We start from the raw sequence: 26,538 nt of genomic DNA, 5'->3' as shown, positions 1-26,538 counted from the left end.
TGCTTTATCAGCTGATACGACGGTATTTAATCCGCTCCGGCTGGTGATCCTTACCGAAACGTTTGAAGTAGTCTTCGGCATAGTCACTGTAGTTGCCTTCGAAGAAGACCACATTGGACTCGCCTTCGTAGGCGATGATGTGGGTACAAATCCGGTCAAGGAACCAGCGATCATGCGAAATCACCACGGCTGAACCCGGGAAGGCGAGCAGCGCTTCTTCCAAGGCCCTCAGCGTTTCGATGTCCAGATCATTGGTCGGTTCGTCGAGCAGCAAAACGTTGCCACCTTCTTTCAGCAGCTTGGCCATGTGCAAACGGTTACGTTCACCACCGGACAGATCTTTCACGTATTTCTGTTGATCCGAGCCTTTGAAGTTAAAACGGCCGCAATAGGCGCGTGACGGAGTCTGATAGTTGCCGACAGTAATCATATCGGCACCGTCAGAGATTTCCTCGAACACGGTTTTCTTGCCATCCAGCTCGCGTGATTGATTCACATAAGCCAGTTTAACAGTACTGCCAATCTCGATTTCACCGCTATCGGGTTGCTCTTCACCGGCAATCATCCGGAACAGGGTTGACTTACCGGCACCGTTGGGACCGACGATACCGACGATGGCACCCGCTGGAATCGAGAAGTTCAGGTTTTCAAACAGCAGTTTTTCACCGTAGGATTTGGTCACATTGTGCAGTTCAATGACCTTGTCACCCAGGCGTGGGCCGGGTGGAATATAGATTTCCTGGGTCTCGTTTCGCTTCTGAAATTCGCGAGAGTTCATTTCTTCGAATTGTTTCAGACGGGCTTTGGATTTGGCCTGACGACCTTTGGCGCCCTGACGGACCCATTCCAGCTCGGCTTCAATCGCCTTGCGATGTGAGGCTTCTTCCTTGGCTTCCTGTTCCAGACGTTTTTCTTTCTGTTCCAGCCATGAAGAGTAGTTGCCTTCATAAGGAATACCACGACCACGATCCAGCTCCAGGATCCAGCCAGCGGCATTATCAAGGAAGTAGCGATCATGGGTAATAGCGACCACGGTACCCGGGTATTCCTGCAGGAAACGCTCAATCCAGGCAATCGATTCGGCGTCCAGGTGGTTGGTGGGCTCATCCAGCAGCAGCATGTCAGGATGATCCAGCAGCAGGCGGCATAAAGCGACACGGCGGCGCTCACCACCGGACAAGGTGCCGACTTTGGCATCCCAGGGTGGCAGACGCAGGGCATCGGCCGCACGCTCCAGCGCGTTTTCCAGGTTATGGCCATCTTTGGCCTGAATCAGATTCTCGAGATTGGCCTGTTTTTTAGCCAGCTCATCGAAATCGGCATCCGGTTCTGCATAGGCGGCATATACGGCATCGAGTTCAGCCAGTGCCTCTTTGACATCAGAAACCGCTTCCTCGACAACTTCCAGAACGGTTTTGTTGTCGTCCAGTTCCGGTTCCTGCGGCAGGTAACCGACATTAATGCCGGGCATGGGTCTGGCTTCACCAATATAGTCCTGATCCAGGCCGGCCATGATTTTCAGTAATGTGGATTTACCGGCACCGTTGAGACCCAGCACACCAATCTTGGCACCGGGAAAGAATGAGAGGGAAATATCTTTGAGAATTTCGCGTTTCGGCGGAACGACTTTGCCAACGCGATTCATACTGTAAACGTATTGCGCCATGTTTAAATTCCAAAATTCCTGAATTGCCAGAAGCGCTGAATTTTACATCTCCGGCGACAGGATTGCGAATCCCGGACGCCGGAGAAACGGCTTATTTCATCGAATACAGTGACTGATAAAACTTTTTCTCGAAGTTTCTGATTTCCCGCTTTTCATGACGGTGGTAATCCGGGTGATGATAGTTGGTGACTATCTGAACGAACAGCAGGGGTGTGCCGGTAGCCGTGGTCATCATGCCGGCAATATTAAAAGTGCCATAGAGTGTGCCGGTTTTGCCTTTCACTTTGCCTTTGAACGTGTCACCACGCAGGCTGTAGCGGTAACGCAGCGTGCCACTTTTACCGGCTTCAGCCATGGCTTGCCAAAGTTCGAGCTCAGGATGAGCATGAATATATTGCAATACCGACATGATCTGAGAGGCGGACATCCGGTTATTGCGAGACAGGCCAGAGCCATCGGCCAGCGCCGCGCTGGCTAAATCAATACCGGCTTTATCTTTGAGTACCGCTTTAGTAGCCGAAACACCGTTATCAAAGCTACCGGGCTCCTGATAGTAACTACGGCCCACGGCTTTCAGGAGATTGTCGGCAATCAGATTATCGGAGTCCTTGAGCATTTCATCCAGCAGTACCGGTAACGCTTCTGATTCATGGCGGGCAATAATGCGTCCTGAAGCTCGGTCATTGCGGATGACATTACCCTGTAACTCAATGCCAGCGTGTTTGAGTTCGCGGCGGATCATTTCAGCAGCGTAAAGCTCGGTGTTCTGAACCGCAAAGCTGAGAAAGCGGGGTATTTCATGACGGCCGAGACAGCCGCCCAGCGTGTACTGATTGGTATTGTCGGCCATTAATCTGAATTTGCAGTAGCGCTTTTCCAGACCATCAGTCAGGTCGAGTTTGTTAATGATATTAATGGGGGCATCGCGCGAAATCTGAAAGTCGATCTGGGTCTTGTTTTCATCAGTGAACAGCATCTTGGCGACCGCGCAGTTATTATCCAGTGAAATACTGCTGGAAGGGGCGCTGTAACAGATACCCAAATTGTCCCAGGGCAGACCGTCTGCCAGTTCAAAATCGTCGAAGGCAGCGCCGTTGAGATAGACATTCCCCCGGATAATCGACGTCTCGCGTTTCAATGACGCCACCAGGCGACGAATGTCATCGCGTCGCAATGACGGGTCGCCACTGAAACGGAAAATAACATCATTGTCTTTGACTTCGATATCGGTGTGAAAGCGAAACTCCTTGCCCAGTTGCAGGCGCGCGGCAAGGGCGGTAATGACTTTCTGTACACTGGCGGGCGGTCTCAGCGTTTCGGCATCATGGCTGAATAGGGTTTGACCGGTGTTTGCATCAGCAACCAGCAGACTGGCCTCGGCACCGGCCGGTAATTCAGCGAGATATTTCCCCGGACCTGAAGCAGGAGTTTGGGCATTGGCAAAGCATGAAAAAAACAGGGCGAAGAGAAAATAGGTGTATTTCAACATAATCCGGTTTGCAAAACGTTGAACAAAATCATCAGGACCGCCCTCATGGGCTTAGGCATTATCCGCCAGAGTCTCCTAGTATTAGGTGGGAATGTAAAGTGGCTTAATGAGGAGCAAATCAGAACGGATACCGGATCAATTGCTTAGCCTGATTTGCGTTGTCTGAGGATAAATCTGGAAGCGACTCTGTGCGCAATACCACGAGACTATCCACCAGGCGTCAACAAACTTTACAATGGATCCCAGCTCTAATACTCAAGACAAACACTTGAGGGAGGTAGCGAATTTTGTTGGAAAAGAGCATCATCATCCTCGCCCGGCATCGTCTGAAATGGCTCAAAGTCCTGGTTGCTGACAGGCAGGCACCTTCAGTTAAAGTTCAGAATGCCTTCTACGAGCTGACCGGTCTGACCAGTCTGCGCTTTGTGCAGGATAACGGTCTCTCAGAAAAAACCCGTTACGAACTGGTACTGATTGATAATCTGGCGATTCTTACGGTCAAACACACTCATCCAGAGGTGTTGAAGTTCTTTTCCAAGGAAACTCAGAATCTTGCTGCTTATCTGGATATGCCGGCACGTGAACTGGTTGACTTGATTTTCAAGGATGGTGCTCGCTTCAATAATCAGGAAGCGGTATCGGTCGCCATTCACCGCGGTCTGGTTGAAAATATCCATAATGAGTCTCAGGCCTACGAGAAGGTGGCCTCGATCGAGCGGCGGCTGGAAGGCAAGCAGAAACCCTAGAGGTAGCCTCTTGAGTAACTGGCGACGATTTTATCGGCATTCAGTTCTTCAGCCTGACAGGCGACAATGGCAGACAACATTCTTTCGTAGGCCTGATTAAGACTGCTAACCCCATGCTGGGCTCTCGCATGCTCAGCACGCTGATATAAAGCATAAATTTCACGGGCATTAGCATGGTATGCATCATGTGCCAGGCTCAGCTCCGACAGGTGACTGGCTTTGAATAACTGCTCTTTCTGTCCGGCTTCAATCCACACCCCAGAGTGGCATCGGCTTGTGTTCATGATTGGCCACTCCAGACTCGAATCCGCGGCAGCATTGATTCTGGCTAAAAAGCGGGCGTGCCATTGTTTGAACGTCAAGCTCAGTAAAGTGGATTTGTTATCGGCCAGTGACCGGGGTTTGGCAGCATAATTGAGCCAGCTTTGTTCAGGCCGGTATCGTTTCAGCCAGGAAGAAAAGTCTCCGGCCGGCATGGGGCGGGCAATACCAAAGCCCTGTGCAAGATGGCAGCCCATGGCCAGCAGCATAAGACCGTGTTCTCTGGACTCGACGCCTTCAGCGATTACCTTGCGGCTGAAAGACTCGGCCAGGCCAATGACACCATCCACGATCACATAATCATTGGGATCATCGAGCATATCCTGAATAAAGCTTTTATCAATCTTGACTGTATCGGCAGAGAAAGAGCGTAAATGGGTCAGTGACGAATAGCCGGTACCAAAATCATCCAAAGCGACGCTGACGCCCAGTCTGTTGCGACAAGCATCAATCGTTTCACGAATTTTCTTCAGATCAGCGAGCACACTGCTTTCCAATACTTCCAGCTGCAGTTGCTGAGGGTTAAGATCCGGGTACTCATTGAGCGCGTATGCGAGTCTGGAGACAAAGGAGGATTGCTGCAGATGGTGAGAGGCGATATTAACGCTGATCTCCAGCTCGATATCCTGCTTAGACCATTCATGCAGTTGACGGATCGCCTGGTTGATCACCCACTCACCGACTTCGACTTCCAGCTCAGTATTGGAGATTTGTGGCAGAAAACTGAGTGGCGGGATCAGGCCTTGTTCCGGATGTTGCCAGCGTAGCAGGGCTTCGACACCATAAACTTCACCTGTTCCCATAATAATTTTAGGCTGGTAAAACAAGGTTAATTCATCAGCATAGAGCGCTTTTTTAACCTGATCCTGAACCAGCTGTTTTTCGCTAACGACTTTGTCGTGATAACTATCAAACACATTGTAACGATGTTTGCCGGCGATTTTTGCCTGATACATGGCCTGGTCGGCATGACGGAGCAGGGTGTCGACATCCTCATCATCACGTGGATACAGCGTCGTGCCAATCGATGCGGAAATATAGTGCGAGTAACCGTTGATCAGGAAGGGCATTTCCAGGTTGTGAAGAATGCGATCCAGGGTCCGCATACACTCTTTTTCAGAGTTGATATCATTCAGTAACAGGGCAAACTCATCACCGCCCAGGCGGGATACTGTATCTTCTCCCCGCACACTGTCCAGCAGTCTTTGGGCCACTTCGACCAGCAACTGATCCCCGGTTTCATGACCATAGTTATCGTTAACCGGTTTAAAGTTATCCAAATCAATAAAGCAGACAGCCAGTAATGTCTGATTCCGCTTACTATGCAGGATCGCCTGGTTGAAGCGATCAGCAAACAGCGCGCGGTTAGGCAGAGAGGTAAGCACATCGTAATGTGCCATCATGCTCAATTGTTCTTGTTGTTCCTTACTACGGGTAATATCAGAGAATATCCCGACGAAAAATTCAATCTTGCCATGTTTGTCTTTCAGGGAAGAGATAGAAAGCTGCTCTGCATAGATTTCCCCATTTTTATTCCGGTTCCAAACCTCACCTTTCCAGAATCCCACCGTTTGCAGTTGTTGCCACATTTCTTCATAGAAAGTCTGAGACTGACGTCCTGAGTTCAGTATTGAAGGACTCTGTCCCAGTACATCATGACGTTCATAACCGGTGATTTTGTTAAAAGCCGGGTTGACGTCAACGATCAGGCCTTCCCGATCCGTCACCATGATGCCTTCCAGAATGTTCTCAAACACCTCGCGTGAAAGGCGCAGTGCTTCTTCAGCACGCTTACGGCTGGTAATGTCACGACCAATGCCCAGCATACCGATAATATCGTTGCTGGCATCGAGTATCGGGGTTTTGATGATTTCGAGCACTTCTTCATGACCATCGGATTTAAAGCAATACTTTTCTTCCTCAATACTGGGCATGCGGAGTTGCAATACCTGTTGATCATCAAGCTCAATCTGACTGGCCTGTGAAGCAGGCATATGCGCGTGGTCGGTCTGTCCCAGAATATCCTCCCGGGTTTTGCCCATAAAGCGCTCATAGCGACTGTTGCAGTCTAAATAAATACCAGTCGGGTCCTTAATCCAGACCAGGTCGGGAATCGCTGTGAAAGTACTGCGGAGAAACTGGTGACGTTTTTCAATTTCTTTCAGATATTGAGTCACCTTAGTTTCACTGATCCTGAGCGAGTAGTTCTGCCTGGCAATGACCAGTAACAACAGCAGAATCAGGCTGGATGCGACAACCAGCGCGATAATAAGCTCATGATGCTGATGCCAGATCTGCACCAGGCTGACATCGGCTTCGACATCAAATGGTGGCAACCCCAACTCTCGCATGGATAGTTCCACCGGCAGATAATCGGCAGGCACAGTAAAGCCGGAAATACCGATTTGCTGACTGACCGGGTGGCTGGGCTCCAGCGCCAGAATAGCCGAAGCTACACGTCGGGCAGTCGACTCCCGTACTTTCGGCAGTGCGATAAAGGGCCACTCAGGAAACAGACGGGTGCTGGTCACGAACGGGTAGTCTGACAGTGCTTGACGATTGATGATATTAATTTCATCCAGCGACAGTAATCCTTCGGCCGCCATCTGTTCCAATGCACTGGTTCTGACAAAACCCACATCCGCCTCGCCATCACGTAATGCCTGCAACACTCTGTCGTGAGGCGATCCGGTAAAGACTAAATCAAGCGCATTGATATTGATGCCGGCCTGATGTAGTTCATACAGTGGCGCCTGATAACCGCCCAGAAAACCATCACCGGGGGCGGCAATGGTGTGCGCCTTAACATCTGCCAGCGTTTTTATTTCAGCACTATCTTTCAGACTAAAAATCACACCACCCAGCGCCGAAACCGGGTGACCGTTTTCCAACCTGACGAGGGTACCAAGAGCGCCTGATAATGGGTATTTGGTCCGCATCTGGATGAAGTGACGGGGGTTAGTAAAAACAAAATCAAAGCGGTTTTGCTGAACCCCTTGTTCCAGCTCATCCAACTCCAGAATATGCAGTACAAAGTCAGCATCAGCGACCTGTTCTTCGAGATAGGACTCAAGGTATTGCCAGCGTTGTTCAATAACCTCGACGGGGCGATAGGCAAAAATACCGAGATGAAAGGTTTCTGCTGCCTGACTCAGACCGGGCAGCCATAATAATAAAAATAAGAGAGCGACGCTCAAACGCTCTTTAGTCATGGCAGGAATTCGTCACTAAAAAGTTGTTGGGTCCGCTTTGCATCCTGATGATAAGGAAATAACCCCAGTCGTAATATATTCTCAGCGACCTGAGTCAGCTGAGGGTTGTCTGGTGATAGCAATTTTTTATTGTGTTCGATGTTGGGTAATCCCAAACCCTGATAGAGATACATCACTTCACCGCTGGGAACATCAAGCCTGCTGGACATTCGATACGAGGCATCCTGAGGATTGGTAAGAAAGTGTTTCTGGGCCTTGAAAAAACCGGACACCAAAAGATGAAGCATGGCCGACTGCTCCTCAACCAGATCGGATCTTACAGCTAATACATCGACAATGGTGTCCGGAACTTGACTGCTGTCGAAAAGAACACGGCCTCCCTGGCGTAGTATCTGGCTGGCTGCCGGCTCATAGGTCACAATTGCATCCACATTTCCTTCCCGCCACAAATCAACATGCTGATCAATGGTGGCAGGTAAGAGGGTGAATGCATCCGTTTTTATGCCTGCACTTTCAGTGGCTTTTGCAAATAGCAGTCTGCCCACCGCCGTCTCTTCCAGCGCGATGGTTTTCCCTTTAAGTTGCGCCAGAGAATCAATGTTCATCCTGGCTATCAATTGATCAGCCCCCACAGAAATATCCATGATGAGAATAATGGTTAAATCAAGCCCCTGATTCCTTGCAACTAACACTTCATCCAGCGTTAAGGTGGCAGCGTCGGCCTGGTTTTGTTTTAACTTTTCAATTGATTGAGTCGCAGAACCGGTATCGACTAAAGTCACATGCTCTTGGGGTATGTAACCCAGTTGTTGGCCCAAATAGAGGAACTCGTAGCCAGGCCAGACATGTGTAGCAACCCGCAGCGCTGATTCCTTGTCACTGCAGGCCGTGATAAAAGCGGATAAAACGAATAAAAACAAAACTCGCAGAAAGCGGTAAACAGGGTTCAGAGTCATTCCTCGTTGTGAAGATAAAAAAATTAGCTGACTAATAGTTTGGCATCAGTAAAAAATTATTGCATTGATCCAGCACAAAATGCAGCAAGAATTCAGCCAAAGCGACAAAAGAAATAGCTGTGACAATGAATAGGTATTTATTTTGCCTGTTTATATGGTAATACCGGGTCTGGATCGTTATGATAACGCACCATTATTGTGCAATCTGAGTGAGTTGATGCGCTTCAAAACCAATCGAGACGCCGTGGCCCAATGGCTTGGCATTGAACGCAACCAGACCAGTCATACTGAAAAAGTGATTTCGGCTTTCGGCGCCGGGACCGGTATTGCGATGACAGTGCTGTTTTCAATGTGGTTGATTACACAGACGGATATCGGCGCTACAGGAAGCTTGCTGATTATCAGCTCAATGGGGGCTTCGGCGGTGTTGTTATTTGCTGTGCCACATGGGGCATTATCGCAGCCCTGGCCGGTTTTTGGCGGCCATATGACTGCCGCTTTTATCGGTATAACTTGTCAACGGTGGTTGCCATCTAGCTTTGTTACCGCGGGCATTGCTGTCGGGGTGGCAGTGGGGGTGATGTACTATTTACGCTGCATCCATCCCCCGGGTGGCGCCAGCGCCCTGACAACTCTAATAGGTGGCAGTGAAGTTGTTGATATGGGTTATCAGTTTCTGTTTTATCCGCTACTGCTTAATGTCATCGTCATACTGGGCATTGCGATGAGCTTTAATTTTTTCTTTCCCTGGCGGCGCTATCCGGCCCATATCAACACACGGCATCTGACTGAAAACACTGGTCAATTATCGACATCGGATTATGTCCTTACCACGGAGGATTTCAATGCGGCGATCCATAAACTGGACTCCTTCGTTGATATTACTGAGGAAGGATTGACTGAACTGCTGGAGCAGGCCAGGCAGCATGCACAATACAGTGTGAATCACCCTGATGAGATTAAGCGAGGCCACTATTACAGCAACGGTAATATCGGTAATCTGTGGGGCGTCCGCCAAGTCATCGATGAGGCTGACAATCAATCCCCGGGAAAGGACAAAGTCATCTATAAAACAGTGGCCGGACAAAACTTGTATGAAACCGGTTACTGTGAACGCGAAACCTTCCGCCAGTGGGCTCGCTACGAAGTGGTGGAAACCCGGGGCTTATGGGTAAAAGCGGATAAGCCTGAACAGATCAGCTGACTGTTGTCATCCTGTCTTTTATTTCAACGACGACAGTCGCTATGATGAGCACAAAAACCTGACCTGAAAGAGCCTGAACATTAATTCTCCAGATTTAAGCAGACGAAAAGTCATTATCGCCGGTATCAGTGCCCTGATTCTGACCGTTGGCATTGCGCGGTTTACCTATACACCGTTTCTGCCATTAATGCTGGAACAGGCAGGGCTGTCGACCCTGGCCGGTGGTTGGCTGGCTACTTTTAATTACAGTGGTTATCTGCTCGGTGTCATCCTGATTGCCTGGATCAGTGATCTGGAGCTTAAATTCAAACTCTACAGGCTCAATTTGATCCTGGCTGTGCTCAGCACCATCGCTATGGGCATGACTACCCATGTGGTTTTATGGAGCCTGTTCAGGCTGATTGCCGGCTTATCCAGCACCGCCGGCATCATTCTCGCAGCGGGATTTGTGATGAGTTGGCTGAAACGTCATCAGTTCCGAGGTAATCTGGGCCTGCACTTCTCCGGTCTGGGGCTGGGTATAGCGATTCCGGGCATGGCCATTGTCTGGATGAACCATCACCTTGACTGGGCGCTGCAATGGGTTGTGATGGGTATATTCGGTCTGGTGTTTTTTATACCAGCCTGGCGTTGGATGCCAGCGCCGGTCAAACAAGCTGAGCAGCATGACAGCCAGTTCAAACCACCATCCAGAAGCTGGATGAATCTGATGATTGCGGCGTATTTCTGTGCCGGTGTCGGCTACGTAGTCAGCGCCACCTTTATTGTAGCGATTCTTGAACATATGCCGGCGCTGGCGGGCTGGGGAGACTGGATCTGGGTAATCCTGGGCCTGACCGCGGTACCGTCCTGTGTGGTCTGGGACAAAATTTCCCACCGTCTGGGGGAGACCAGCGCTTTAATCGCGAGTTACAGCATTCTGCTGATATCGATCATTATTCCGGCCCTGACTAACAGCCTCTGGCTCAATGTACTGGGGGCGATACTGTTCGGCGGGACATTTGCCGGTGTTGTCAGCCTGATGCTGGTATTCATCGGTCATAAGTTTCCCCATAACCCGGCTAAGGCGATGGCGAAACTGACCATCAGCTATGGCATCGCGCAGATTACCGCACCGGCGATTGCCGGTTATATCGCAACACTGACCGGTAGTTATAGCGGAGCGCTGTGGCTGGCTGCAGCCTGCATGGCGGTCGGTATTGCATGTTTATGGCAGATTCACCGCATTAGTCGCGACGGGGAAAATGCAGTGTAAAGCAGGTCTGCTCCTCGTCAGATTCCAGCGAGATGCTGCCACCATGTGCCGTAACAATCGATTTGACCAGTGCCAGTCCCAAGCCCGTGCCTTTGTTCTCCGTACCCCGGGAACGATAGAAGCGGTCAAACAATTTGTCTCTGTCCGATTCTGGTATCGGCCCGCCTGCATTTGATACTGTGATTTGCACTTCGTCCGGCAAAGACGCCATGTGCAGTTTGACCCAACTTCCCTTGGGACTGTGACGAATAGCATTGGTGAGCAGATTGCCGACAGCGCGTCTTATCATCAAACGGTTAGCCTGCAGCGTCGCCTCGCCCCCAGCAGACAGATTCATTGCCTTATCTTCAGCCAGAATGGAATAAAACTCTAATAAGTTATTGATTTCATTGCTCAGATTAATTGTCTCAATATCTGGTAATTGCTGAGTGTTGTCAGTCTGTGCCAGAAACAGCATATCGGCGATCATCTGACTCATGCGCTGTAACTCTTCCATGCTGGAATAGAGCACCTCACGATATTCATCGGACCTTCTGTCAGCACTCAGCGCCACCTGAGTCTGGGTCATTAAGGAAGTCACCGGTGTCCGCAGTTCATGAGCGATATCTGAGGAATAATCGGCCAGATGCTGAAAAGCGTCATCAATGCGTCTCATCATGGCATTCAGAGAGTTTGATAGCTGAGCCAGTTCTCTGGGGACCTGGTTGGTGTCGAGCGGATCATTCAATTGCGATACGGACAGATTACGAATCTTTTTCACGATGGCCGAGAGCGGTCGTAATGAATAGCGAATCGCCAACCAGCCCAGCACGGTGGACATGACAATCGCGGCTAACAGAATCAGCCACAGACTCTGATTGAACTGCTGTAGGAAGCTGAGGTGGTAATCAATCGCGATGGCTGCAGTAATGTGAAATGACTGTCCGCTTGTGGTTTCAAAACCTTGATAGCGAAGCCGATAATGTCGTTTATCCGCCGTTTCCAGCGTGACGGGCTGCTCCGCGACCTCAGCCTGCCAGCGCAATAACTCAGCAGCGTCCGGATCACTCAGGTAAACCCTGTGCCCCTTAGCCTCACTTACCAGCAGAAGAGGATGATGATGCCCAATAAGAATATCTTCGAAACGCTGAGGCAGATTGTCACCTCCCTGTTCCAGGGTGATTTCAACCCGCTTGATAATCGCCTCTAACTCGGCATTGTCACCGACTTTGAAATGGTGGCGAATAGCCGTTTCAACAAACACGCCCAGACCGCTGATTACAATCAACATAATCAACGCAAACAACAGGGTTTGTCTGGCAGCCAGCGATAAGGATTTGAATTTAGTCCTGGCTTGTTGCATCACAGACATAGCCCATGCCCCGAACAGTATGAATTAATTTCAGTTCATAGCCTTCATCGACCTTGGAACGTAAGCGACGAATTGCCACATCAATGACATTGGTGTCACTGTCAAAGTTAATATCCCACACCATGGAGGCAATCATGGAGCGGGGCAGGACCTGGCCCTGATGCCTGACCAGCAATTCCAGCAAGGCAAATTCTTTGACGGTGAGCCGGATTTGTTGACCGCCGCGATAGACCCGGCGTCCGATTAGATCGATTTCCAGATCAGCGAGTGTCAAAACTGACTCTGCAATCGGCTGCTGGCCGCGCCTAAGTAATGTTCTGATACGGGCAAGCAGTTCGGCAAAAGCAAAGGGTTTCACCAGGTAATCATCAGCACCGGCTTCCAGCCCGGTAACCCGGTCCTCGATGCTGGCTTTGGCAGTCAGTAACAACACGGGCGGTGCCGTTCCCTGCGCCTGTATCTGCTTAAGTACCTGCAAGCCATCCATGTCCGGCAGCATTCTGTCTAGAATCACCAAATCAAAAGGGGTACTGGCCTGTTCGTGTAACCCATCGATGCCATGACGAACCCAGCTCACGACAAAAGAAGCCTCGGTCAGACCCTGCGTCAGATATCGACCAGTTTTCTCGTCATCTTCAATGATCAACAGGCGCATAAAGGTTCCAAATCCAGTTAGCCTGCCAGTGCGAGTCTGACAGCTTGATGAAGCCAAGATGACATTTTTGTCATGTTGGCGTCACCTTGCTGAAAGCTGTTGTTTGCTAGCTTGGCGTTATCAACATAAAAGCACATCACTATGACACAGCATCATAACAAGCAAAGACGGCAAATATTACAGGCACTGGCATCTGCAGGATTGTTGAGTGCTGTTTATCCTCTAATGCCGGCCATGGCCAAACAGTCGCTCACGCCTTTGGTTCCGGGGCGGGCAGAGGGTAATGCTGATATTTTTGACTTTAATATTGCCCGAACACCACTGGAGATTGACGGTCAGTTCAGCGCACAGGCGATCACCATCAACGGCACTATCCCGGCGCCGCTGCTCAAGCTCAAAGAAGGTAGAGAAGCCGTTTTACGGGTCAAAAACGAGCTCGATGTCGATACTTCGATTCACTGGCACGGTATTTTACTGCCTTATCAGATGGATGGTGTGCCCGGTATTTCCTTTGCTGGGATCAAACCCGGTGAAACCTTTGAGTATCGGTTTCCGGTCGTGCAAAACGGCACTTACTGGTATCACAGTCATTCCGGTATGCAGGAACAATTAGGTCATTACGGACCCCTGATCATCGAGCCGGAACAGGATGATGACATCAGCGTTGATCGTGATTATGTGATTCTGCTTTCCGACTGGACTTTCGATAGCCCGGCCGATGTGATGCGCAAGCTGAAAGTGGCGGAGGGGTACTACAACTACAATCACCGTACCGTTGCTGACTTTTTTAATGATGTTGAAAAAATGGGCTGGCAGGCAGCCTGGCAGAAATCGGCGATGTGGGGACAGATGCGCATGAGCCCGCGCGATATCCTGGATGTGACCGGCAGTGAATACGCCTATTTGATTAACGGTAAGGCGACTGCGGGTAACTGGACCGGGCTATTTAGTCCGGGTGAGAAAGTCCGATTGAGGGTGATCAATGCCTCAGCCATGACATTTTTTGACCTGAAAATACCCGGCCTCGAAATGACGGTTGTCGCTGCTGATGGGCAACCGGTTCAGCCAGTAAAAACCGATGAGTTTCGTATCGGCGTGGCCGAAACCTATGATGTGATTGTAGAGCCTGTGGATGAGGCCTACACCCTCTTTGCCCAGTCACAGGACCGCAGTGGTTTTGTCAGCGCCACGCTGGCGTCGCGTCCCGGTCTGACAGCACCGATTCCTGACCTGTATCCCCGAGTTGAAAGGGGCATGGAAGCAATGGGAGCCGGTCATGATATGCATGGTCAAATGGCGATGGACAGCAGTGAAGATGACATGCAGATGGATCATGGAGAACACCATGCACATCAGATGGCTGCTGAGGACACAGTAGAAACCGTTTCCCACGGGCCTGATAATCATGGACCCGGCGCCGCCATGGTAGTGGATAGACCTACCTCCAGGCTCGATGATCCCGGTGTCGGTTTTGAGCATGTGGATCATCGGGTGCTGACCTATTCGCAATTGAAAAGCCATGATGGCTGGCCCGATAAAAGACCGCCGGCGCGGGAAATTGAACTGCATCTGACTGGTAGCATGGAACGCTACATGTGGTCTTTTGACGGCAAAAAGTTCTCGGAAGTGGATGGCCCCATTCGATTCTATAAAGACGAGCGCCTGAGACTGACTTTGGTGAATGACACCATGATGGATCATCCGATCCACCTGCACGGGATGTGGATGGAACTGGAAAACGGTCATGGTGACCTGAGGCCCAGAAAACACACCATTATCGTCAAACCAGGTGAGCGGGTGTCGTCCCTGATTACCGCCGATGCCTTCGGAGACTGGGCATTCCACTGTCATCTGATGTATCACATGAAAGCCGGCATGTTCCGTGTCGTTTCGGTGGCCTAGGAGTCATTCATGCCATTATCCAGAACCTTAACAACGATGTTTTCGCTGGCCCTGATAGTGGGGACAAACCAGACGCTGGCTGACGGCATCGGCCTGCAGGCCGATCCCAGCTGGCCTAAACCCATTCATGATGATATGGCCTATGGCCTGCTCCTGTTCGACCGTTTCGAAATACAAAGTATCGAGGGCAAAGAACAACTGCTCTGGGATGCGCAGGCCTGGTATGGCAAGGATTTGAATCGCTTCTGGCTGGAAACGGAAGGCAAATATGATGATGAGCACAGTGGTGAAATAGAAAATCTCGACTTACAGTACAGCCGTCGAATCAGTCCTTTCTGGGACCTGCAAACCGGTATCGGTACCCAGACCAGTTTCGGCGCCGGTGACAAGCACGAGCGTTACTACGGCATCATTGGTTTTCAGGGACTGGCACCTTACTGGTTCGAAATCGACACTAATCTTCGTCTCAGTGATGAAGGTGACACCTGGCTTGATCTGGAAGCAGAATATAACTGGCGCCTGACACAAAAGCTGATCCTGCAGGCGAGGGGAGAGACCAGTTTTGCTTTTTCCGACGCAGAGGAATTCGAGCAGGCAGAAGGACTGACAGGCATCACCGCCGGGCTACGCTTGCGTTATCACCTGAGTCGTGAGTTTGCCCCCTACATCGGCGTTACAGCCACACAATTATTTGGTGACACCAGAGATCTGGCTGAGAGTGAAGGCGGTGAAGACAGCACAACAAGCTTTGTTGCCGGGGTACGGTTCTGGTTCTGATTTATCTCGATTAAAAGCCGGTCATCACAGGCAGAAAAATGACGCTGGTCATGAATTAAATCCTGTATATTAGCAATACGCAGATGACTGCGGTTTCCTTCAGAGAACTTGGATGTATCTCCAGCAACAGAGATTGTTAACTCATCACATAGCTGCCCGGCTGTGGATCCTGAGTTTTGCCTTTTTGATGGCTTTATTGCCGGTTGCTGCCTATTTCAACTCGGCCAATAATCATTCTGACACGGGCCTTGTATCCCATCTCGATACTCAGATAGCACTGCATGATAATGGTCTGAGGCTGGGGCTTAAAACAGAGCAGTCCGGGCAGTCGTCCGTGGATATTGACCCACCGGACTGGCAGGCGCTGGTTTCTGTCTGGCTTTCACTTTTCTATTTTCATTCATCACTGTCTTCACTGACTCGGCATTTATCTGCTAAAGCCAGTGCCAGTCGTTTTCTTCGCCCCCATCTAAGAGCACCACCTCTGCGCTAATCCCGAAATCCATGGCGCCGCCAGATTCTACTGGCTTCGCACATATTCACTCTATTTTGAGGATTAGCATGAAATCTTTATCTATGCGGGCCATTGTTTATGGCCTATTAATCGTGCTCGGTTTAATGAGCGCGCTCCCCAATCTTTTGCCTGATAGAATCGCCGGTGAATTACCGGCCTGGTACAGCAAGAACAGTGTGGCTCTGGGACTCGATCTTCAGGGCGGTTCCCATCTTTTGCTGGAAGCGGACAGTCAGGCACTTATCAACGAGCAATACCAGTCAGTCGCCGATGAACTGACCGATCGACTTCGTGAAGCGGGTATCTATTACAAGCAACCTGTCATTACACCTGACGGTCTGGATTTAACATTAAGAAGTCAGGACTCCGTACAGCAAGCTCAGGCCATTGCCGAATCTTTAGCCCGTGACAGTCAAACCGGTAGCCGACGTTTTAATGTTAAAAACCAGCTTACTGGTATTCAAGTCACTCTAGACAAAGGCTGGACTGAAGCCGTGTTGGCTGATGCCGTTGAGCGTAGTCTGGAAGTGGTCAGGAAGCGTCTGGATGAGAGCGGTCTGGTCGATCCCAGTATTACCCGTCAAGGCGATGCTGGCATCCTGGTTCAAATGCCCGGGGTCGCCGATCCCACTGAGATTCGTCAGCTGCTCGGCACCACAGCCAAGATGAGCTTTCATTGGGATGCTCAGGGTGGCGTGGAAGAGGGCACCCTGTCTCTTCCGGCACAGGACGGCCAACAACAGTTCAGACTGGAAAAACGGATTGCAATGGAAGGCCAGCATATCCGTGATGCGCAGGCCAGCTTTAATCCGGACAGTGGTGAACCGGTGGTGACTTTCAAACTCGATAATGAGGGCGCCAAACTGTTTGGCAAGATGACGCGTGACAATATCGGTCGGCCACTTGCTATCGTACTTGATGACAAAGTCATTACTGCGCCGGTCATTCGAAATGAAATTGCTGCCGGTAGTGGCGAAATCAGCGGAAGCTTCACTACTCAGGAAGCAGCCGAATTGGCCTTGCTGCTTCGCGCCGGCGCTTTGCCGGTGCCACTCCTGGTAATGGAAGAGCGTAGTGTCGGCCCCGATCTCGGCAGTGATGCCATTGCCATGGGGCTGGCCACCGGTCTATTTGGCGCGGCCCTGGTTATTTTATTCATGATGAGTATTTACGGCCGCTGGGGCTTCATCGCCTGCGTCAGTCTTGCTATCAATATGGGGCTGGTGTTTGGCATATTGAGTCTGCTGGGTGCCACCTTAACCCTGCCGGGCATTGCCGGCATCATTCTGACCCTGGGGATGGCGGTTGATGCCAATATTCTGATTAACGAGCGGATCCGCGAGGAATCCAGAAATGGTAAATCAGCCTGGAAAGCCCTTCATCAAGGCTTTGACAAAGCTTACACCACAATTCTAGATTCTAACCTGACGACGCTGATTGCGGTCAGTCTGCTGTTCATGTTTGGCAGCGGGCCGGTACAGGGATTTGCGGTGACGATTGGTATCGGTCTGTTGACCTCGATGTTTACCGCGATTGCCGTCACCCGTTTGTTGATGGAGTGGTCAATCAAAGGCCGTGAGAAAAAACCTCTGGAGATTAATGGTTTTGCTTTGCTTGATAAACTGAGCAGCCGCTCGCTGGATTTCCTGCGGGGACGGTTTGTGGGGCTCACTGTATCGGCTTTATTGTCGCTCGCTGCCATTATGCTGTTTTTTCAGCCGGGTTTGAAATACGGTGTTGATTTTACCGGTGGCACGCTGGTTGAAGTTCACGCCAGTCAGCTTTCAGTGGAAGACTTACGCGCTACGCTGCAAAACCATGCTATGGCGCAGGCCTCGATTCAGGAGTCGGCAGAGCTGGGTGAGCTTCTGGTCCGATTGCCGGCCGAAAATCAGGCCCCGGCAGCGACAGCGGCACAAGTCGATGCCTTGAAAACAGCGGTTCAGAGCGTGCAGCCTGATGCTGCGTTTCCCAAAGTGGATATGGTCGGACCCAAGGTCAGCAGCGGCTTTGCCGATGATACGATTCTGGCCATTTTGCTGGCTGGATTCGGCATGCTGGCTTATCTGGCGATTCGCTTTGAATCGCATTTTGCCATTGCGGCAACGCTAACGATTGCGCTGGATTTAACCAAAACCATTGGCTTTTTTGCCCTGACCGGGGTGGAGTTTAATCTGACAGCAGTCGCGGCCTTGCTTGCTTTGATTGGTTATTCGGTCAACGACAAGGTGGTGGTGTTCGATCGCATCCGGGAGAATCTGCGTGCCAACCCGGATAAGCCAATGATGACGCTGATGAACGAATCCATTTCATCCACGCTGACAAGGACGGTATTCACCTCAGTCACGACTTTCTTGGCTTTATTACCGATGGGGATCGCCGGCGGTTCGGCGGTGGCCAGTTTTGCCTTGCCGATGTTATTTGGCATCGTGATTGGTACCAGTTCATCGGTCTTTATTGCTGCGCCAATCCTGTATTTTCTGGGACAGCGTCGTAAGCAGAAAGGGCTGCCTCAGTTGCGTCCAACTGCAGAGGAGATGCAGCAGCGATTGGCTGAAATCCCTTAAATTAGCTAATCAAGAGGAACCGGACTTTGTCCGGTTCCACTAGCTATCTGCTCTGGGTGCGATCAGAATTGGGGTATAGCGATACAGGAAAATGCCGTAAGCCAGACTCCAGAATGCCATGCTCAGCCACCAGGCCCAGAGACTGAGCGAGGGCGCTAATATCACCAGCCCGACACGCGTTAATGCGGCCAGCAGTACCAATCCCAGCGCCAGCCTGATCACCGGCACAGCAGTTATAGGCCGGCCGGTATGACCCAGCGAAACGCGGGATATCATACTCAGAATCAGTCCGCCCATCGCGCCCACAGTGAGTGCGTGTAAAGCGGTGCTCAAGCTGATTGCCAGGCCGGCATGGTGACAGGCAATTAAAAACAGACCCAGTGGGATAAACCAGTAACTCAGATGCAGTGACCATAACAGGGCATGTCTGAAAGTCGATAAGGGCCGCCAGAGGGCGCAGCGGGCAGCGATAAAGAGTGCTGTAATCGCAAACAATACTGCCAGCAGACTGTCAGCCAGATAAGCCTGTAACTGGAAAATGTAAATCGCAACCAGAGCCCATAAAAGACCAAGACCGGCTTTATCCAGCACCTCGATCCGTGATCTCGGGGGAATCTGGGTGGTATTACCGGTAAACATCGGAATCACCCGGCCACCGATGACTGTCATTAACAGGGTAATCAGTAAAATCACACTGTGCAGCGACTGAGTCGCTACCTGGAAATGACCGGCTGCAACAGCGAAATGAAATACCAGATTATCCGCAGTCAGTAACAACAACGCGCCAACGGCAAAATAGTTACGACGCTGCTGCTTTTTAATTAAAAGTCGCGCTAACAGCCAGGCAGCAATCAGCAAAAAGCTGCTGTCAACGACAATAATCAGCCACCACGGCAACATTGCGGCGAACCAGATCGTAAATCGGCCCAGTAACCATAAGCTAATCAATAAAATGAGGACTTTGCCATGAGCAGAGCGCAGGCCGGTCCAGTTCTGTACCGCTGTCAGCAGGAAACCGACGAGTATGGCCGCTACAAAACCAAACAGCATTTCATGACCATGCCAGAGTTGGCTGTATCCATGGTATGCATGACTTACCCAGCCATGCAGGTTCGCTCCCCAGAGCCATAATGCAATCATGCTGAACGTTGCGCCAAGCAGGAAAAAAGGTCTGAAAGCCAGATCCAGCAGCGCATGTTGTGATTCTTTATTTGTCATTGCTTCAACCCGGTGAAAGCGTGGCTCCGGGCAGGTTGCTGATAGCTACCGTGCCCGGAGAAAGCCATTAATCGCGCCAGTAATCATTGGCGATAGCGATAGTCTTGAATTCAATTGCCACCAGCTCAGCAGCGTTCATCAACAGTGCCGGATCTTCAGCGTATTTCGCTCTGACCCGGTGCTTGGCAGCGCTGTCTGTCTGAATGGTGCCGATAGTTTTGCGTACTATCTTGATCGCAAGCTGACGACCTTCATAGGGGGTGTCGGTAATCAGTGAAGGCATATAGTCGTCACTGGCTTTCATCTCTTCAGCACTCGCGGTGACTGGCAACCAAAAAGCCATTAACAGAGGAAACAGATAAATTATTGATTTCATGGTACTATCTCCTTATGTTCGCAAACCAACTGTTCGCAGCCTAACGTTATGCTGGATAAATATGCATGTCAAGTACCTCTTTAAGTAGCCCTGGCACGCCGGGCCCGAAATTAGCAGAGCAAGTCTGCTATGCGTTGTATTCAACCAGCGGGATTGTTACGCAGGCTTATGCTCAGTTGCTCAAGCCACATCAGCTCACCTATTCACAGTTTGTGGTGTTGATGGGGCTATGGCAGGGAGAGGGTGTTTCAGTCACCGAACTGGGCGCTAACATCGGGCTGAGCAAAGCCACTTTAACGCCCATGCTGAGAAGCCTCGAAAACCATGGTTATCTTCAACGCAAAAGGGTGCCCGGCAATGAACGAACGATGGCCATCACACTGAGCCGGCAAGGTCGTGAGTTTGCCCTCAAGGCTGAAGCTATAGCTCAGCAGGCATTGTGTGCCACAGGGCTGTCATCAGCCGAAGCATCGCAACTGATTGCGCTATGCAACAAAATTAAAAGCAAACTGGGTAAGTAAATAGCTAAAAGACAGGGGAGAGCAAACTCCCCCCTGAATAAAGGCAATGATTTCAATGTGGCCGTTGTCTGAGTTCCTCGCATGCCTGCTCTCTGGTAATCAACGCAGACATATCCCGCAGAATATTGGATGAGACTTCAATCAGGTCATCCATACTCAATATCCCACAGAGGCTCCCATCTGAGGCAACAACCGGCGCCCGCCTTACCCCGCGCCGACTCATTTCTTTCATGGTATCCGCGATATCCGCATTGTCTCTCACCGTCATCAGGTCATCGCTCATACAATCACCTACTGTGATGGCGCTTAGGTCGGCATCATCGGCGACTAAATTAATGACGATATCGCGATCAGTCAGGATACCCAAAGGTCTGTTCTGACCGTTTTCCTTACTGACAACAATCACATCACCGACGTGATGTATTTTCATCTGTCTGGCGGCTTCCTGAACTTTCTCATTTTTTTCCAACATGGCTACTTTGTGCTGACAAACATCCAGAATATTCATGGTGAACACCTCTCTGTTGTTTGATAAGACGAGTTTCGTCTGACGAGCTTACAAAGAGTCCGAACGATACATTACAAGCCAACAAATTTTTCGGGACAATTCTGGCTAAGGCTCAGCCAGGGCAGGATGTTGCTTTCTCTGCTGACCTTAATCCAGTCATACGTCTCTTTGAAAGCAGATTTTGTGAACATGGCGCGTGTATGAGTGTCTTAGTATGTAAACGCCACAAACCAACCGTAACAAATAAAAGCGACTCATCCAAATCATCTGTGTTTGCAGTCTGATTTTGAGTTCCCTGCACAAAACAGGGTGTTGGGTGAAATAGCGGTTTCAGAGAAAGGAGGCAAAAATGAAAGCCATCATTCTCAGTGCTGATCACTTTGAAGACAGCGAGGTGACCGAGCCGCTCAAGCAACTGGAGCAGGCCGGTGTTGAATATGATATCGCCTCACTGCAAACCGGCATTATTAAAGGCAAGAAGGGCACTGAAGTAGTTGCCGGGATGACACTCAATGAAGTCAATACGGCTGATTATGCACTGTTACTATTACCCGGCGGTGAGGCTCCGGCTAACTTGAGAAAGTCAGAACGGGCGCTGGATATCGCCAAACATTTCTTCGCCGAAAGCAAGCTTGTCGCTGCAATTTGTCACGGGCCACAGATTCTGGTCACAGCTGACTTGTTGAAGGGGCGCAAGGCGACTTGTGTTGAAAAAATTGCCAATGAATTGATAGATGCAGGGGCGGAATATCTTGATGCCCCCGTGGTGATTGATGAGAACCTGATAACATCAAGGCACCCCGGTGACCTGGATGCTTTCAACAAAGCAATACTGACTAAACTACAACCGGTCAACAGCTGATTCGTCATGACAAACCCAAGCACAATCAAACTGAAGAGAGTCTATGACAAGTCGGCCAAGTCAGATGGTGTCAGGCTGCTTGCTGACCGTCTCTGGCCGCGTGGCATTAAAAAGACCGAGCTGGACTATGACGACTGGATTAAAGCTTTATGTCCACCCAACGATCTAAGAAAAGCCTGGCATCAGGATGAAATCAGTGATGCCCAGTTCAAAAGGCAATATATCCAGTCACTCCAGTCAGCGCCTGAGGCAATGGCAGCAGTCGCTCAATTAGCAGAAAAAAAGCCGATTACCTTGCTCTCTGTGGTCAAAGACCTTGAGCAATCGCATCTGCCGATACTGAAACAGGCCATCATAAACGCGATGAAATAGCACTTGCTTATAGCTCGTAAAACAATAGAAGCCACTGAGGGGTGATGGTTATCTATACAGGTTCACACCACATAAAGCCTTACCCATCAAGCGGGCGTTCCGCCCTGAGGTCATCCTGGATCAGGTGAATATGATGAATGCGACAATACAACAACTCCAGCAGGACGCGTCCTATATCAGCATCGCTCAAAGATATCCTCATATTGCGAAAAAGCTGGTGATATTCTGGGGCAGTGAATTCTGTGAACCCTACCTTGACTCACTGTTTACAGAGACCCGCAACAACACCCGCAGCGGCTTTCCTCCAGACGATATGATGGCGCTATTGAAATTACGTTTGTTGCATGAAACGCTGTTCAAGTTCGAACGCAAACAGGATGTTTGGACCTTTCCTCATTGAGCGCCTAGTTGAATAACATCAGCTTGAACTGATTCTGGTCAGTAGACCTTGACAGCATAGAGGCAACATAGAACACTCTGTCTGGTACATTTAGCAGCATGACAACCTCAACGGAGAGGTAGAGGTGCAGGACCGATAAAGCCTCCGCTGCTTCGAAAACAGGTCAGGTTGTTAAATGAAAATGCTATTGCTGTTGCTGTCGCTCTGTTCTTTGTCGCTGTCTACAGGCAGCAGTGCGGTCTTGGCAGCACAAGCGTCTAATCAAATCCTTCTCACCGAAGCTGAACAAGCCTGGCTCAAACAGAACCCTGAAGTCACTGTGGCCGTCAGCCATGGTTGGGCACCAGTCGAATTTCTCGATAAGGATCACCAGTTCAAAGGTATTTCTGTTGATTATCTTAAACAGATCGAACAGAAACTACCTATCCACTTTCGTTTTGTCCGATCTGCCGAAGATCCCGACAACGAAACGGCAGACATGCTGTCAGCGGTAGCTGCGCCGGATAAACTCAATGAGTCTCACTACTCAGTGATTGACACACCTTTCCTGGCGATGCCTTTCGTTATTTTCACGAGGGAAGAAAACAGCATTATCCATGACATAGATGACCTCAATCATAAAAAAGTGGCGGTTTTCCAGGACGGTGCCGCCGCGCGTGCTCTCGAAAAATATCACCCTCAAATTGAGTTATATCGGGTGGATATCGCTGATGAGGCACTTGTAGCGTTAAATGCCGGTCAGGTTGACGCATATATCGGTAACCTGGTGGTCATCAACTATGTCGCCAGAAATCTGGGCTTTGCGAACGTCAAAATAGCCGCTGATACGCCTTATGGCACAAACCTCTACATGGCAGTCAAAGATAGTATGCCGATGCTGCAGGCGATTTTGACTAAAGGGCTCAACGCGATCACCGAGCAGGAGCGAAACGTCATCTCAAGAAACTGGGTTGCCGTCACCTATGAACACAAAACGGACCTGACATTACTGATCAGCATCGCCGGATCGGCGGCCTGTTTGATTTTGATCTTCGCGCTTTGGAGCTGGAAACTGTCCAGTGAAATCCGTTGGCGTAAGGAGATTGAGGCTGAACTCAAGCTTTCCAGGGAAAAAGCAGAATCAGCCAACAAAACGAAATCGCGCTTCCTGGCCAATATGAGCCACGAGCTCAGAACACCGCTCAATGCTGTTACGGGGTACAGCCAGCTCATTGAGAGTAATCCGCAAGGGCACTGGGAAGATAAGAAATATGCCGCTGAAATTTTGAAATCAGGAAAGCACTTACTATATTTAATCAATGAATTACTGGATCTATCTAAAGTCGAATCTGGAAAGGTGTCATTGCAGATCAAAGCCGTGGATCTGAATGAAACTGTTGAAGAAAGTCTTCTTTTGATAGCCCAGGCAGCCAAAGAAAAACAAATTCATCTGAAGCATCACAATCAGCACCCCGTTATCGCCCTCGCTGATCAAAGCAGACTGAAGCAGGTGCTGTTGAACCTGCTCAGCAATGCCATTAAATATAACCAGGCTGGCGGTCACGTCTCGGTTGAGGTCACTTCGAATGACGGTCATGCCGTTATTCTGATTGCTGATAGTGGACGGGGGATTGCTGAAGAACACCTGGAATTGTTGTTTGAACCATTTGAGCGGCTCGAAGCAGAAAATAGCCATGTCGAGGGAACCGGTATTGGTCTCACGATATCCCGTCAACTTATTGAGCTGATGCGCGGTTCTATCTCGGTTGAGAGCCAGCTGGGGACAGGCAGCCTGTTTGAGGTAAGGCTCCCAATTATCTGATTATTCAGTATTTATTTTCCTATCTCGGGATTCAATTTGACAGCCTAACTCATCTTATTGGGTAATAACTGATTGAATTATTAGATAATAATAATTATCATTTACAGTGCTTTGCGTTTCTTAGTAACCCGTTCAGGCACATACCGCATTCATGAGTGATTCTTCCGTTTATTCTCTTGCCAGCTTTGTGGAGCTGTATTACCAGGAGTTGTTGATGCACATCAGACAGCGAACTGGTTCTCACAGTCTGGCTGAAGAGGTATTACAGGAGACGTGGATCCGTGCTAATTCAAATAACAAATTAATCCCCGACAATCCCCGCGCCTATCTCTATCGTATGGCCAACAATTTAGCCATTGACCTGATACGTCGTGAGACTAATAAAAACGCCTATTCCCCCCCGGACAACCCGGTAGACAGCAGCGATGAGAGTCAGCAGATCTCTTTGGTGCCGTCACCGGAAGAGTCGGTTATCTCCAGACAGGAGTTATCAATTCTGCAAACCGCGATTGAAGAACTCCCTGAAAAATGTAGAGAAGTATTTCTTCTCTATCGTGGGGAAGGGCTAACGATGCGGCAAATCGCATCCAGTCTCAGCATTTCAGCCAAAACGGTTGAAAAGCATATTGCCCGTGCCATGCTGCATTGCCGCAAGCGTTTGCAAGAGGCGGGCCGCCAGATCTGATTTATAATTGCTGATTGTTTTCTTACACCCCGTCTATTACACGACAAACTAGAGCCTCAAGGCTGAGTGGGGGAAAACCACTCAACATATCGTCTTAATTTTATGAACAATGAGATTATTCTACTCACATATCAAAGCGTAAAGGCAGTGAGACAGCATGGATGACCCAAACCGGACTGGCTGGAACGCAATACCAGACGAAATACTGGAACAGGCTGCAGTTTGGCATGCTAATCTGAGGGAATATGATCCTGAATCGTCTCAGGCCAAGCAGACCCTGCAGCAGTTTGAAATCTGGTTAGCCGCCGATCCAAAACATCAACAGGCTTTTGATGAAATTGTTTTGCTTTGGGGGCTACTGGATTTACCCGTCAAAGCTTTCGACTCAGAAGCGATTTTGCAATCGTCCGGTAGTCTGCTACAGACAGACCGGCCACGTCACGATCACCAGCAGAAATCGACACGGTTTGTCCACTTTGCCATTGCTGCCTGTCTGATGCTGTTTATGGTCAGCGGTCTGGGTTGGCAGCTTGGCTGGATAACTCAATGGCGTAGTGATTACGTGACGATTGTGGGAGAAAAGCTGCCAGTGAGTCTCGTCGACGGCAGTGAAGTCACTTTAAACTCGGAAACCGCCCTGTCCATCGACTTTTCTGACCGTGAACGGCGTGTTGAGCTGTTTGAAGGTGAGGCCTGGTTTAATGTCAGTCATGACAGAAACCGCCCTTTTATTATTCAAACACCTCACGGTGAGGTTAAGGTCACCGGCACTCAATTTAATCTTCGGCTTGATCGACGAGGAACCACAGTGAGTCTCACAGAGGGCAGTGTGCGGCTAAATACCGATACTGACTCAGCTGCCCTTCATGCCGGTCAGCAAGCCAACCTGGCGAACAGTCGAATTAGTGCCCCCAAAGAATTTGATCAAACTGCGGTCACAGCCTGGCGTCGTGATCAGTTCGTGTTCTATAACGCTGCGCTTGTTGATGTCGTTGATCAGCTCAACCGCCATCGTCAGGGTCATATCATCATTACCAGTAAAGCGCTGAACTCACTCAAAGTCAGTGGTGTTTTTTCCACCAAAGCACCTGACGAAGCACTGGCGTTGATACTGGAAACGCTACCGGTTCAACAAACCCGGGTCAGTGACTATCTGGTTTTTTTACATTTGTAACTTCTT

At 49.9% G+C, this 26,538-nt stretch carries 23 protein-coding genes; 14 read left to right on the top strand and 9 right to left on the bottom strand.

What is annotated here, in order from left to right; translation table 11 throughout:
- Positions 1 to 7: 7 nt before the first annotated feature.
- Positions 8 to 1,666, bottom strand: a complete 1,659-nt coding sequence (gene ettA, locus OMQ46_RS02135; protein ID WP_266235445.1) for an energy-dependent translational throttle protein EttA — start codon at positions 1,664 to 1,666, stop codon at positions 8 to 10.
- A gap of 91 nt (positions 1,667 to 1,757) precedes the next feature.
- Positions 1,758 to 3,155: a D-alanyl-D-alanine carboxypeptidase/D-alanyl-D-alanine-endopeptidase gene (gene dacB, locus OMQ46_RS02130; RefSeq protein WP_266235443.1), complete on the bottom strand. Its 1,398-nt coding sequence runs from the start codon at positions 3,153 to 3,155 to the stop codon at positions 1,758 to 1,760.
- 287 nt (positions 3,156 to 3,442) lie between these two features.
- Here dacB and OMQ46_RS02125 point away from each other — a divergent pair, with 287 nt between their 5' ends.
- Positions 3,443 to 3,901: a hypothetical protein gene (locus OMQ46_RS02125; protein ID WP_266235441.1), complete on the top strand. Its 459-nt coding sequence runs from the start codon at positions 3,443 to 3,445 to the stop codon at positions 3,899 to 3,901.
- Here the strand turns inward: OMQ46_RS02125 and OMQ46_RS02120 are convergent.
- Both OMQ46_RS02120 and OMQ46_RS02115 read right to left on the bottom strand, forming a co-directional pair.
- On the bottom strand, positions 3,898 to 7,434 hold the full coding sequence (locus OMQ46_RS02120; RefSeq protein WP_266235440.1) for an EAL domain-containing protein: 3,537 nt from the start codon (positions 7,432 to 7,434) through the stop codon (positions 3,898 to 3,900). The two genes, OMQ46_RS02125 and OMQ46_RS02120, sit on opposite strands and share 4 nt — an antisense overlap.
- Positions 7,431 to 8,390 (bottom strand): ABC transporter substrate-binding protein, encoded by a 960-nt coding sequence (locus OMQ46_RS02115; RefSeq protein WP_266235438.1) that lies wholly within the window; start codon positions 8,388 to 8,390, stop codon positions 7,431 to 7,433. Before OMQ46_RS02115 ends, OMQ46_RS02120 begins: the two co-directional genes overlap by 4 nt.
- Positions 8,391 to 8,532: 142 nt before the next feature.
- Between OMQ46_RS02115 and OMQ46_RS02110 the strand changes: the two genes are divergently transcribed.
- Together OMQ46_RS02110 and OMQ46_RS02105 are read left to right on the top strand one after the other, a co-directional pair.
- Positions 8,533 to 9,594 carry an HPP family protein gene (locus OMQ46_RS02110; protein WP_266235436.1) on the top strand — a complete coding sequence of 354 codons (1,062 nt, stop codon included), beginning with the start codon at positions 8,533 to 8,535 and terminating at the stop codon, positions 9,592 to 9,594.
- A 73-nt stretch (positions 9,595 to 9,667) separates the two neighbouring features.
- Complete coding sequence (locus tag OMQ46_RS02105; RefSeq protein WP_266235928.1) at positions 9,668 to 10,849, top strand: YbfB/YjiJ family MFS transporter; 1,182 nt, start codon at positions 9,668 to 9,670, stop codon at positions 10,847 to 10,849.
- Here OMQ46_RS02105 and OMQ46_RS02100 read toward each other — a convergent pair.
- Entirely contained in the window at positions 10,821 to 12,200 is a 1,380-nt protein-coding gene (locus tag OMQ46_RS02100) for a heavy metal sensor histidine kinase (protein ID WP_266235435.1), read from the bottom strand. The genes OMQ46_RS02105 and OMQ46_RS02100 overlap by 29 nt on opposite strands.
- Positions 12,172 to 12,855 carry a heavy metal response regulator transcription factor gene (locus OMQ46_RS02095; protein ID WP_266235433.1) on the bottom strand — a complete coding sequence of 228 codons (684 nt, stop codon included), beginning with the start codon at positions 12,853 to 12,855 and terminating at the stop codon, positions 12,172 to 12,174. Before OMQ46_RS02095 ends, OMQ46_RS02100 begins: the two co-directional genes overlap by 29 nt.
- 141 nt (positions 12,856 to 12,996) lie before the next feature.
- On the opposite strand from OMQ46_RS02095, the gene OMQ46_RS02090 reads away from it, so the two are divergent.
- The 4 genes from OMQ46_RS02090 to secD all read left to right on the top strand — a co-directional run bounded on the left by OMQ46_RS02090 (position 12,997) and on the right by secD (position 18,615).
- Entirely contained in the window at positions 12,997 to 14,757 is a 1,761-nt protein-coding gene (locus OMQ46_RS02090; protein WP_266235431.1) for a copper resistance system multicopper oxidase, read from the top strand.
- Between the two features lie 9 nt (positions 14,758 to 14,766).
- Positions 14,767 to 15,534, top strand: a complete 768-nt coding sequence (locus OMQ46_RS02085) for a copper resistance protein B (RefSeq protein WP_266235430.1) — start codon at positions 14,767 to 14,769, stop codon at positions 15,532 to 15,534.
- Positions 15,535 to 15,646: 112 nt separating this feature from the next.
- Positions 15,647 to 16,027 (top strand): hypothetical protein, encoded by a 381-nt coding sequence (locus OMQ46_RS02080; RefSeq protein ID WP_266235428.1) that lies wholly within the window; start codon positions 15,647 to 15,649, stop codon positions 16,025 to 16,027.
- A gap of 68 nt (positions 16,028 to 16,095) precedes the next feature.
- The gene (secD, locus tag OMQ46_RS02075; protein WP_266235426.1) at positions 16,096 to 18,615 is read left to right on the top strand and encodes a protein translocase subunit SecD; all 2,520 of its coding nucleotides are present in this window, start codon (positions 16,096 to 16,098) and stop codon (positions 18,613 to 18,615) included.
- A 39-nt stretch (positions 18,616 to 18,654) separates the two neighbouring features.
- Here the strand turns inward: secD and OMQ46_RS02070 are convergent, their stop codons facing one another.
- Positions 18,655 to 19,833, bottom strand: a complete 1,179-nt coding sequence (locus OMQ46_RS02070; RefSeq protein ID WP_266235424.1) for an NnrS family protein — start codon at positions 19,831 to 19,833, stop codon at positions 18,655 to 18,657.
- A 67-nt stretch (positions 19,834 to 19,900) separates the two neighbouring features.
- On the bottom strand, positions 19,901 to 20,209 hold the full coding sequence (locus OMQ46_RS02065) for a hexameric tyrosine-coordinated heme protein (protein ID WP_266235422.1): 309 nt from the start codon (positions 20,207 to 20,209) through the stop codon (positions 19,901 to 19,903).
- 65 nt (positions 20,210 to 20,274) lie between these two features.
- Between OMQ46_RS02065 and OMQ46_RS02060 the strand changes: the two genes are divergently transcribed.
- Complete coding sequence (locus tag OMQ46_RS02060) at positions 20,275 to 20,730, top strand: MarR family winged helix-turn-helix transcriptional regulator (RefSeq protein WP_266235421.1); 456 nt, start codon at positions 20,275 to 20,277, stop codon at positions 20,728 to 20,730.
- A gap of 52 nt (positions 20,731 to 20,782) precedes the next feature.
- Here OMQ46_RS02060 and OMQ46_RS02055 read toward each other — a convergent pair whose 3' ends face one another.
- Complete coding sequence (locus tag OMQ46_RS02055) at positions 20,783 to 21,238, bottom strand: CBS domain-containing protein (protein ID WP_266235419.1); 456 nt, start codon at positions 21,236 to 21,238, stop codon at positions 20,783 to 20,785.
- A 349-nt stretch (positions 21,239 to 21,587) separates the two neighbouring features.
- Between OMQ46_RS02055 and OMQ46_RS02050 the strand changes: the two genes are divergently transcribed.
- The 6 genes from OMQ46_RS02050 to OMQ46_RS02025 all read left to right on the top strand — a co-directional run bounded on the left by OMQ46_RS02050 (position 21,588) and on the right by OMQ46_RS02025 (position 26,532).
- Positions 21,588 to 22,100, top strand: a complete 513-nt coding sequence (locus OMQ46_RS02050; protein WP_266235417.1) for a type 1 glutamine amidotransferase domain-containing protein — start codon at positions 21,588 to 21,590, stop codon at positions 22,098 to 22,100.
- A 6-nt stretch (positions 22,101 to 22,106) separates the two neighbouring features.
- Entirely contained in the window at positions 22,107 to 22,472 is a 366-nt protein-coding gene (locus OMQ46_RS02045; protein WP_266235416.1) for a DUF488 domain-containing protein, read from the top strand.
- A gap of 130 nt (positions 22,473 to 22,602) precedes the next feature.
- Positions 22,603 to 22,872: a hypothetical protein gene (locus OMQ46_RS02040; protein ID WP_266235414.1), complete on the top strand. Its 270-nt coding sequence runs from the start codon at positions 22,603 to 22,605 to the stop codon at positions 22,870 to 22,872.
- A gap of 175 nt (positions 22,873 to 23,047) precedes the next feature.
- Entirely contained in the window at positions 23,048 to 24,673 is a 1,626-nt protein-coding gene (locus OMQ46_RS02035) for an ATP-binding protein (protein ID WP_266235413.1), read from the top strand.
- A 151-nt stretch (positions 24,674 to 24,824) separates the two neighbouring features.
- Positions 24,825 to 25,358: an RNA polymerase sigma factor gene (locus OMQ46_RS02030; RefSeq protein ID WP_266235412.1), complete on the top strand. Its 534-nt coding sequence runs from the start codon at positions 24,825 to 24,827 to the stop codon at positions 25,356 to 25,358.
- A 157-nt stretch (positions 25,359 to 25,515) separates the two neighbouring features.
- The gene (locus OMQ46_RS02025; RefSeq protein WP_266235411.1) at positions 25,516 to 26,532 is read left to right on the top strand and encodes a FecR family protein; all 1,017 of its coding nucleotides are present in this window, start codon (positions 25,516 to 25,518) and stop codon (positions 26,530 to 26,532) included.
- The last annotated feature ends 6 nt before the right edge of the window (positions 26,533 to 26,538 follow it).

It is taken from the genome of Methylophaga sp. OBS1 (assembly GCF_026319365.1).
The sequence above is the reverse complement of the archived record's forward strand: the minus strand, read 5'-3'. Positions and strand labels throughout refer to the sequence as shown.

Bases quoted from the DNA above. Each gene is read 5' to 3' on its own strand.
- OMQ46_RS02045 (WP_266235416.1), top strand. From the start codon at position 22,107: ATGACAAACCCAAGCACAATCAAACTGAAGAGAGTCTATGACAAGTCG.
- secD (WP_266235426.1), top strand. From the start codon at position 16,096: ATGAAATCTTTATCTATGCGGGCCATTGTTTATGGCCTATTAATCGTG.
- OMQ46_RS02070 (WP_266235424.1), bottom strand. From the start codon at position 19,833: ATGACAAATAAAGAATCACAACATGCGCTGCTGGATCTGGCTTTCAGA.
- OMQ46_RS02065 (WP_266235422.1), bottom strand. From the start codon at position 20,209: ATGAAATCAATAATTTATCTGTTTCCTCTGTTAATGGCTTTTTGGTTG.
- OMQ46_RS02100 (WP_266235435.1), bottom strand. From the start codon at position 12,200: ATGTCTGTGATGCAACAAGCCAGGACTAAATTCAAATCCTTATCGCTG.
- ettA (WP_266235445.1), bottom strand. From the start codon at position 1,666: ATGGCGCAATACGTTTACAGTATGAATCGCGTTGGCAAAGTCGTTCCG.
- dacB (WP_266235443.1), bottom strand. From the start codon at position 3,155: ATGTTGAAATACACCTATTTTCTCTTCGCCCTGTTTTTTTCATGCTTT.
- OMQ46_RS02095 (WP_266235433.1), bottom strand. From the start codon at position 12,855: ATGCGCCTGTTGATCATTGAAGATGACGAGAAAACTGGTCGATATCTG.
- OMQ46_RS02115 (WP_266235438.1), bottom strand. From the start codon at position 8,390: ATGACTCTGAACCCTGTTTACCGCTTTCTGCGAGTTTTGTTTTTATTC.
- OMQ46_RS02030 (WP_266235412.1), top strand. From the start codon at position 24,825: ATGAGTGATTCTTCCGTTTATTCTCTTGCCAGCTTTGTGGAGCTGTAT.
- OMQ46_RS02025 (WP_266235411.1), top strand. From the start codon at position 25,516: ATGGATGACCCAAACCGGACTGGCTGGAACGCAATACCAGACGAAATA.
- OMQ46_RS02050 (WP_266235417.1), top strand. From the start codon at position 21,588: ATGAAAGCCATCATTCTCAGTGCTGATCACTTTGAAGACAGCGAGGTG.
- OMQ46_RS02080 (WP_266235428.1), top strand. From the start codon at position 15,647: ATGTATCTCCAGCAACAGAGATTGTTAACTCATCACATAGCTGCCCGG.
- OMQ46_RS02035 (WP_266235413.1), top strand. From the start codon at position 23,048: ATGAAAATGCTATTGCTGTTGCTGTCGCTCTGTTCTTTGTCGCTGTCT.
- OMQ46_RS02060 (WP_266235421.1), top strand. From the start codon at position 20,275: ATGTCAAGTACCTCTTTAAGTAGCCCTGGCACGCCGGGCCCGAAATTA.
- OMQ46_RS02055 (WP_266235419.1), bottom strand. From the start codon at position 21,238: ATGAATATTCTGGATGTTTGTCAGCACAAAGTAGCCATGTTGGAAAAA.
- OMQ46_RS02085 (WP_266235430.1), top strand. From the start codon at position 14,767: ATGCCATTATCCAGAACCTTAACAACGATGTTTTCGCTGGCCCTGATA.
- OMQ46_RS02120 (WP_266235440.1), bottom strand. From the start codon at position 7,434: ATGACTAAAGAGCGTTTGAGCGTCGCTCTCTTATTTTTATTATTATGG.
- OMQ46_RS02090 (WP_266235431.1), top strand. From the start codon at position 12,997: ATGACACAGCATCATAACAAGCAAAGACGGCAAATATTACAGGCACTG.
- OMQ46_RS02040 (WP_266235414.1), top strand. From the start codon at position 22,603: ATGATGAATGCGACAATACAACAACTCCAGCAGGACGCGTCCTATATC.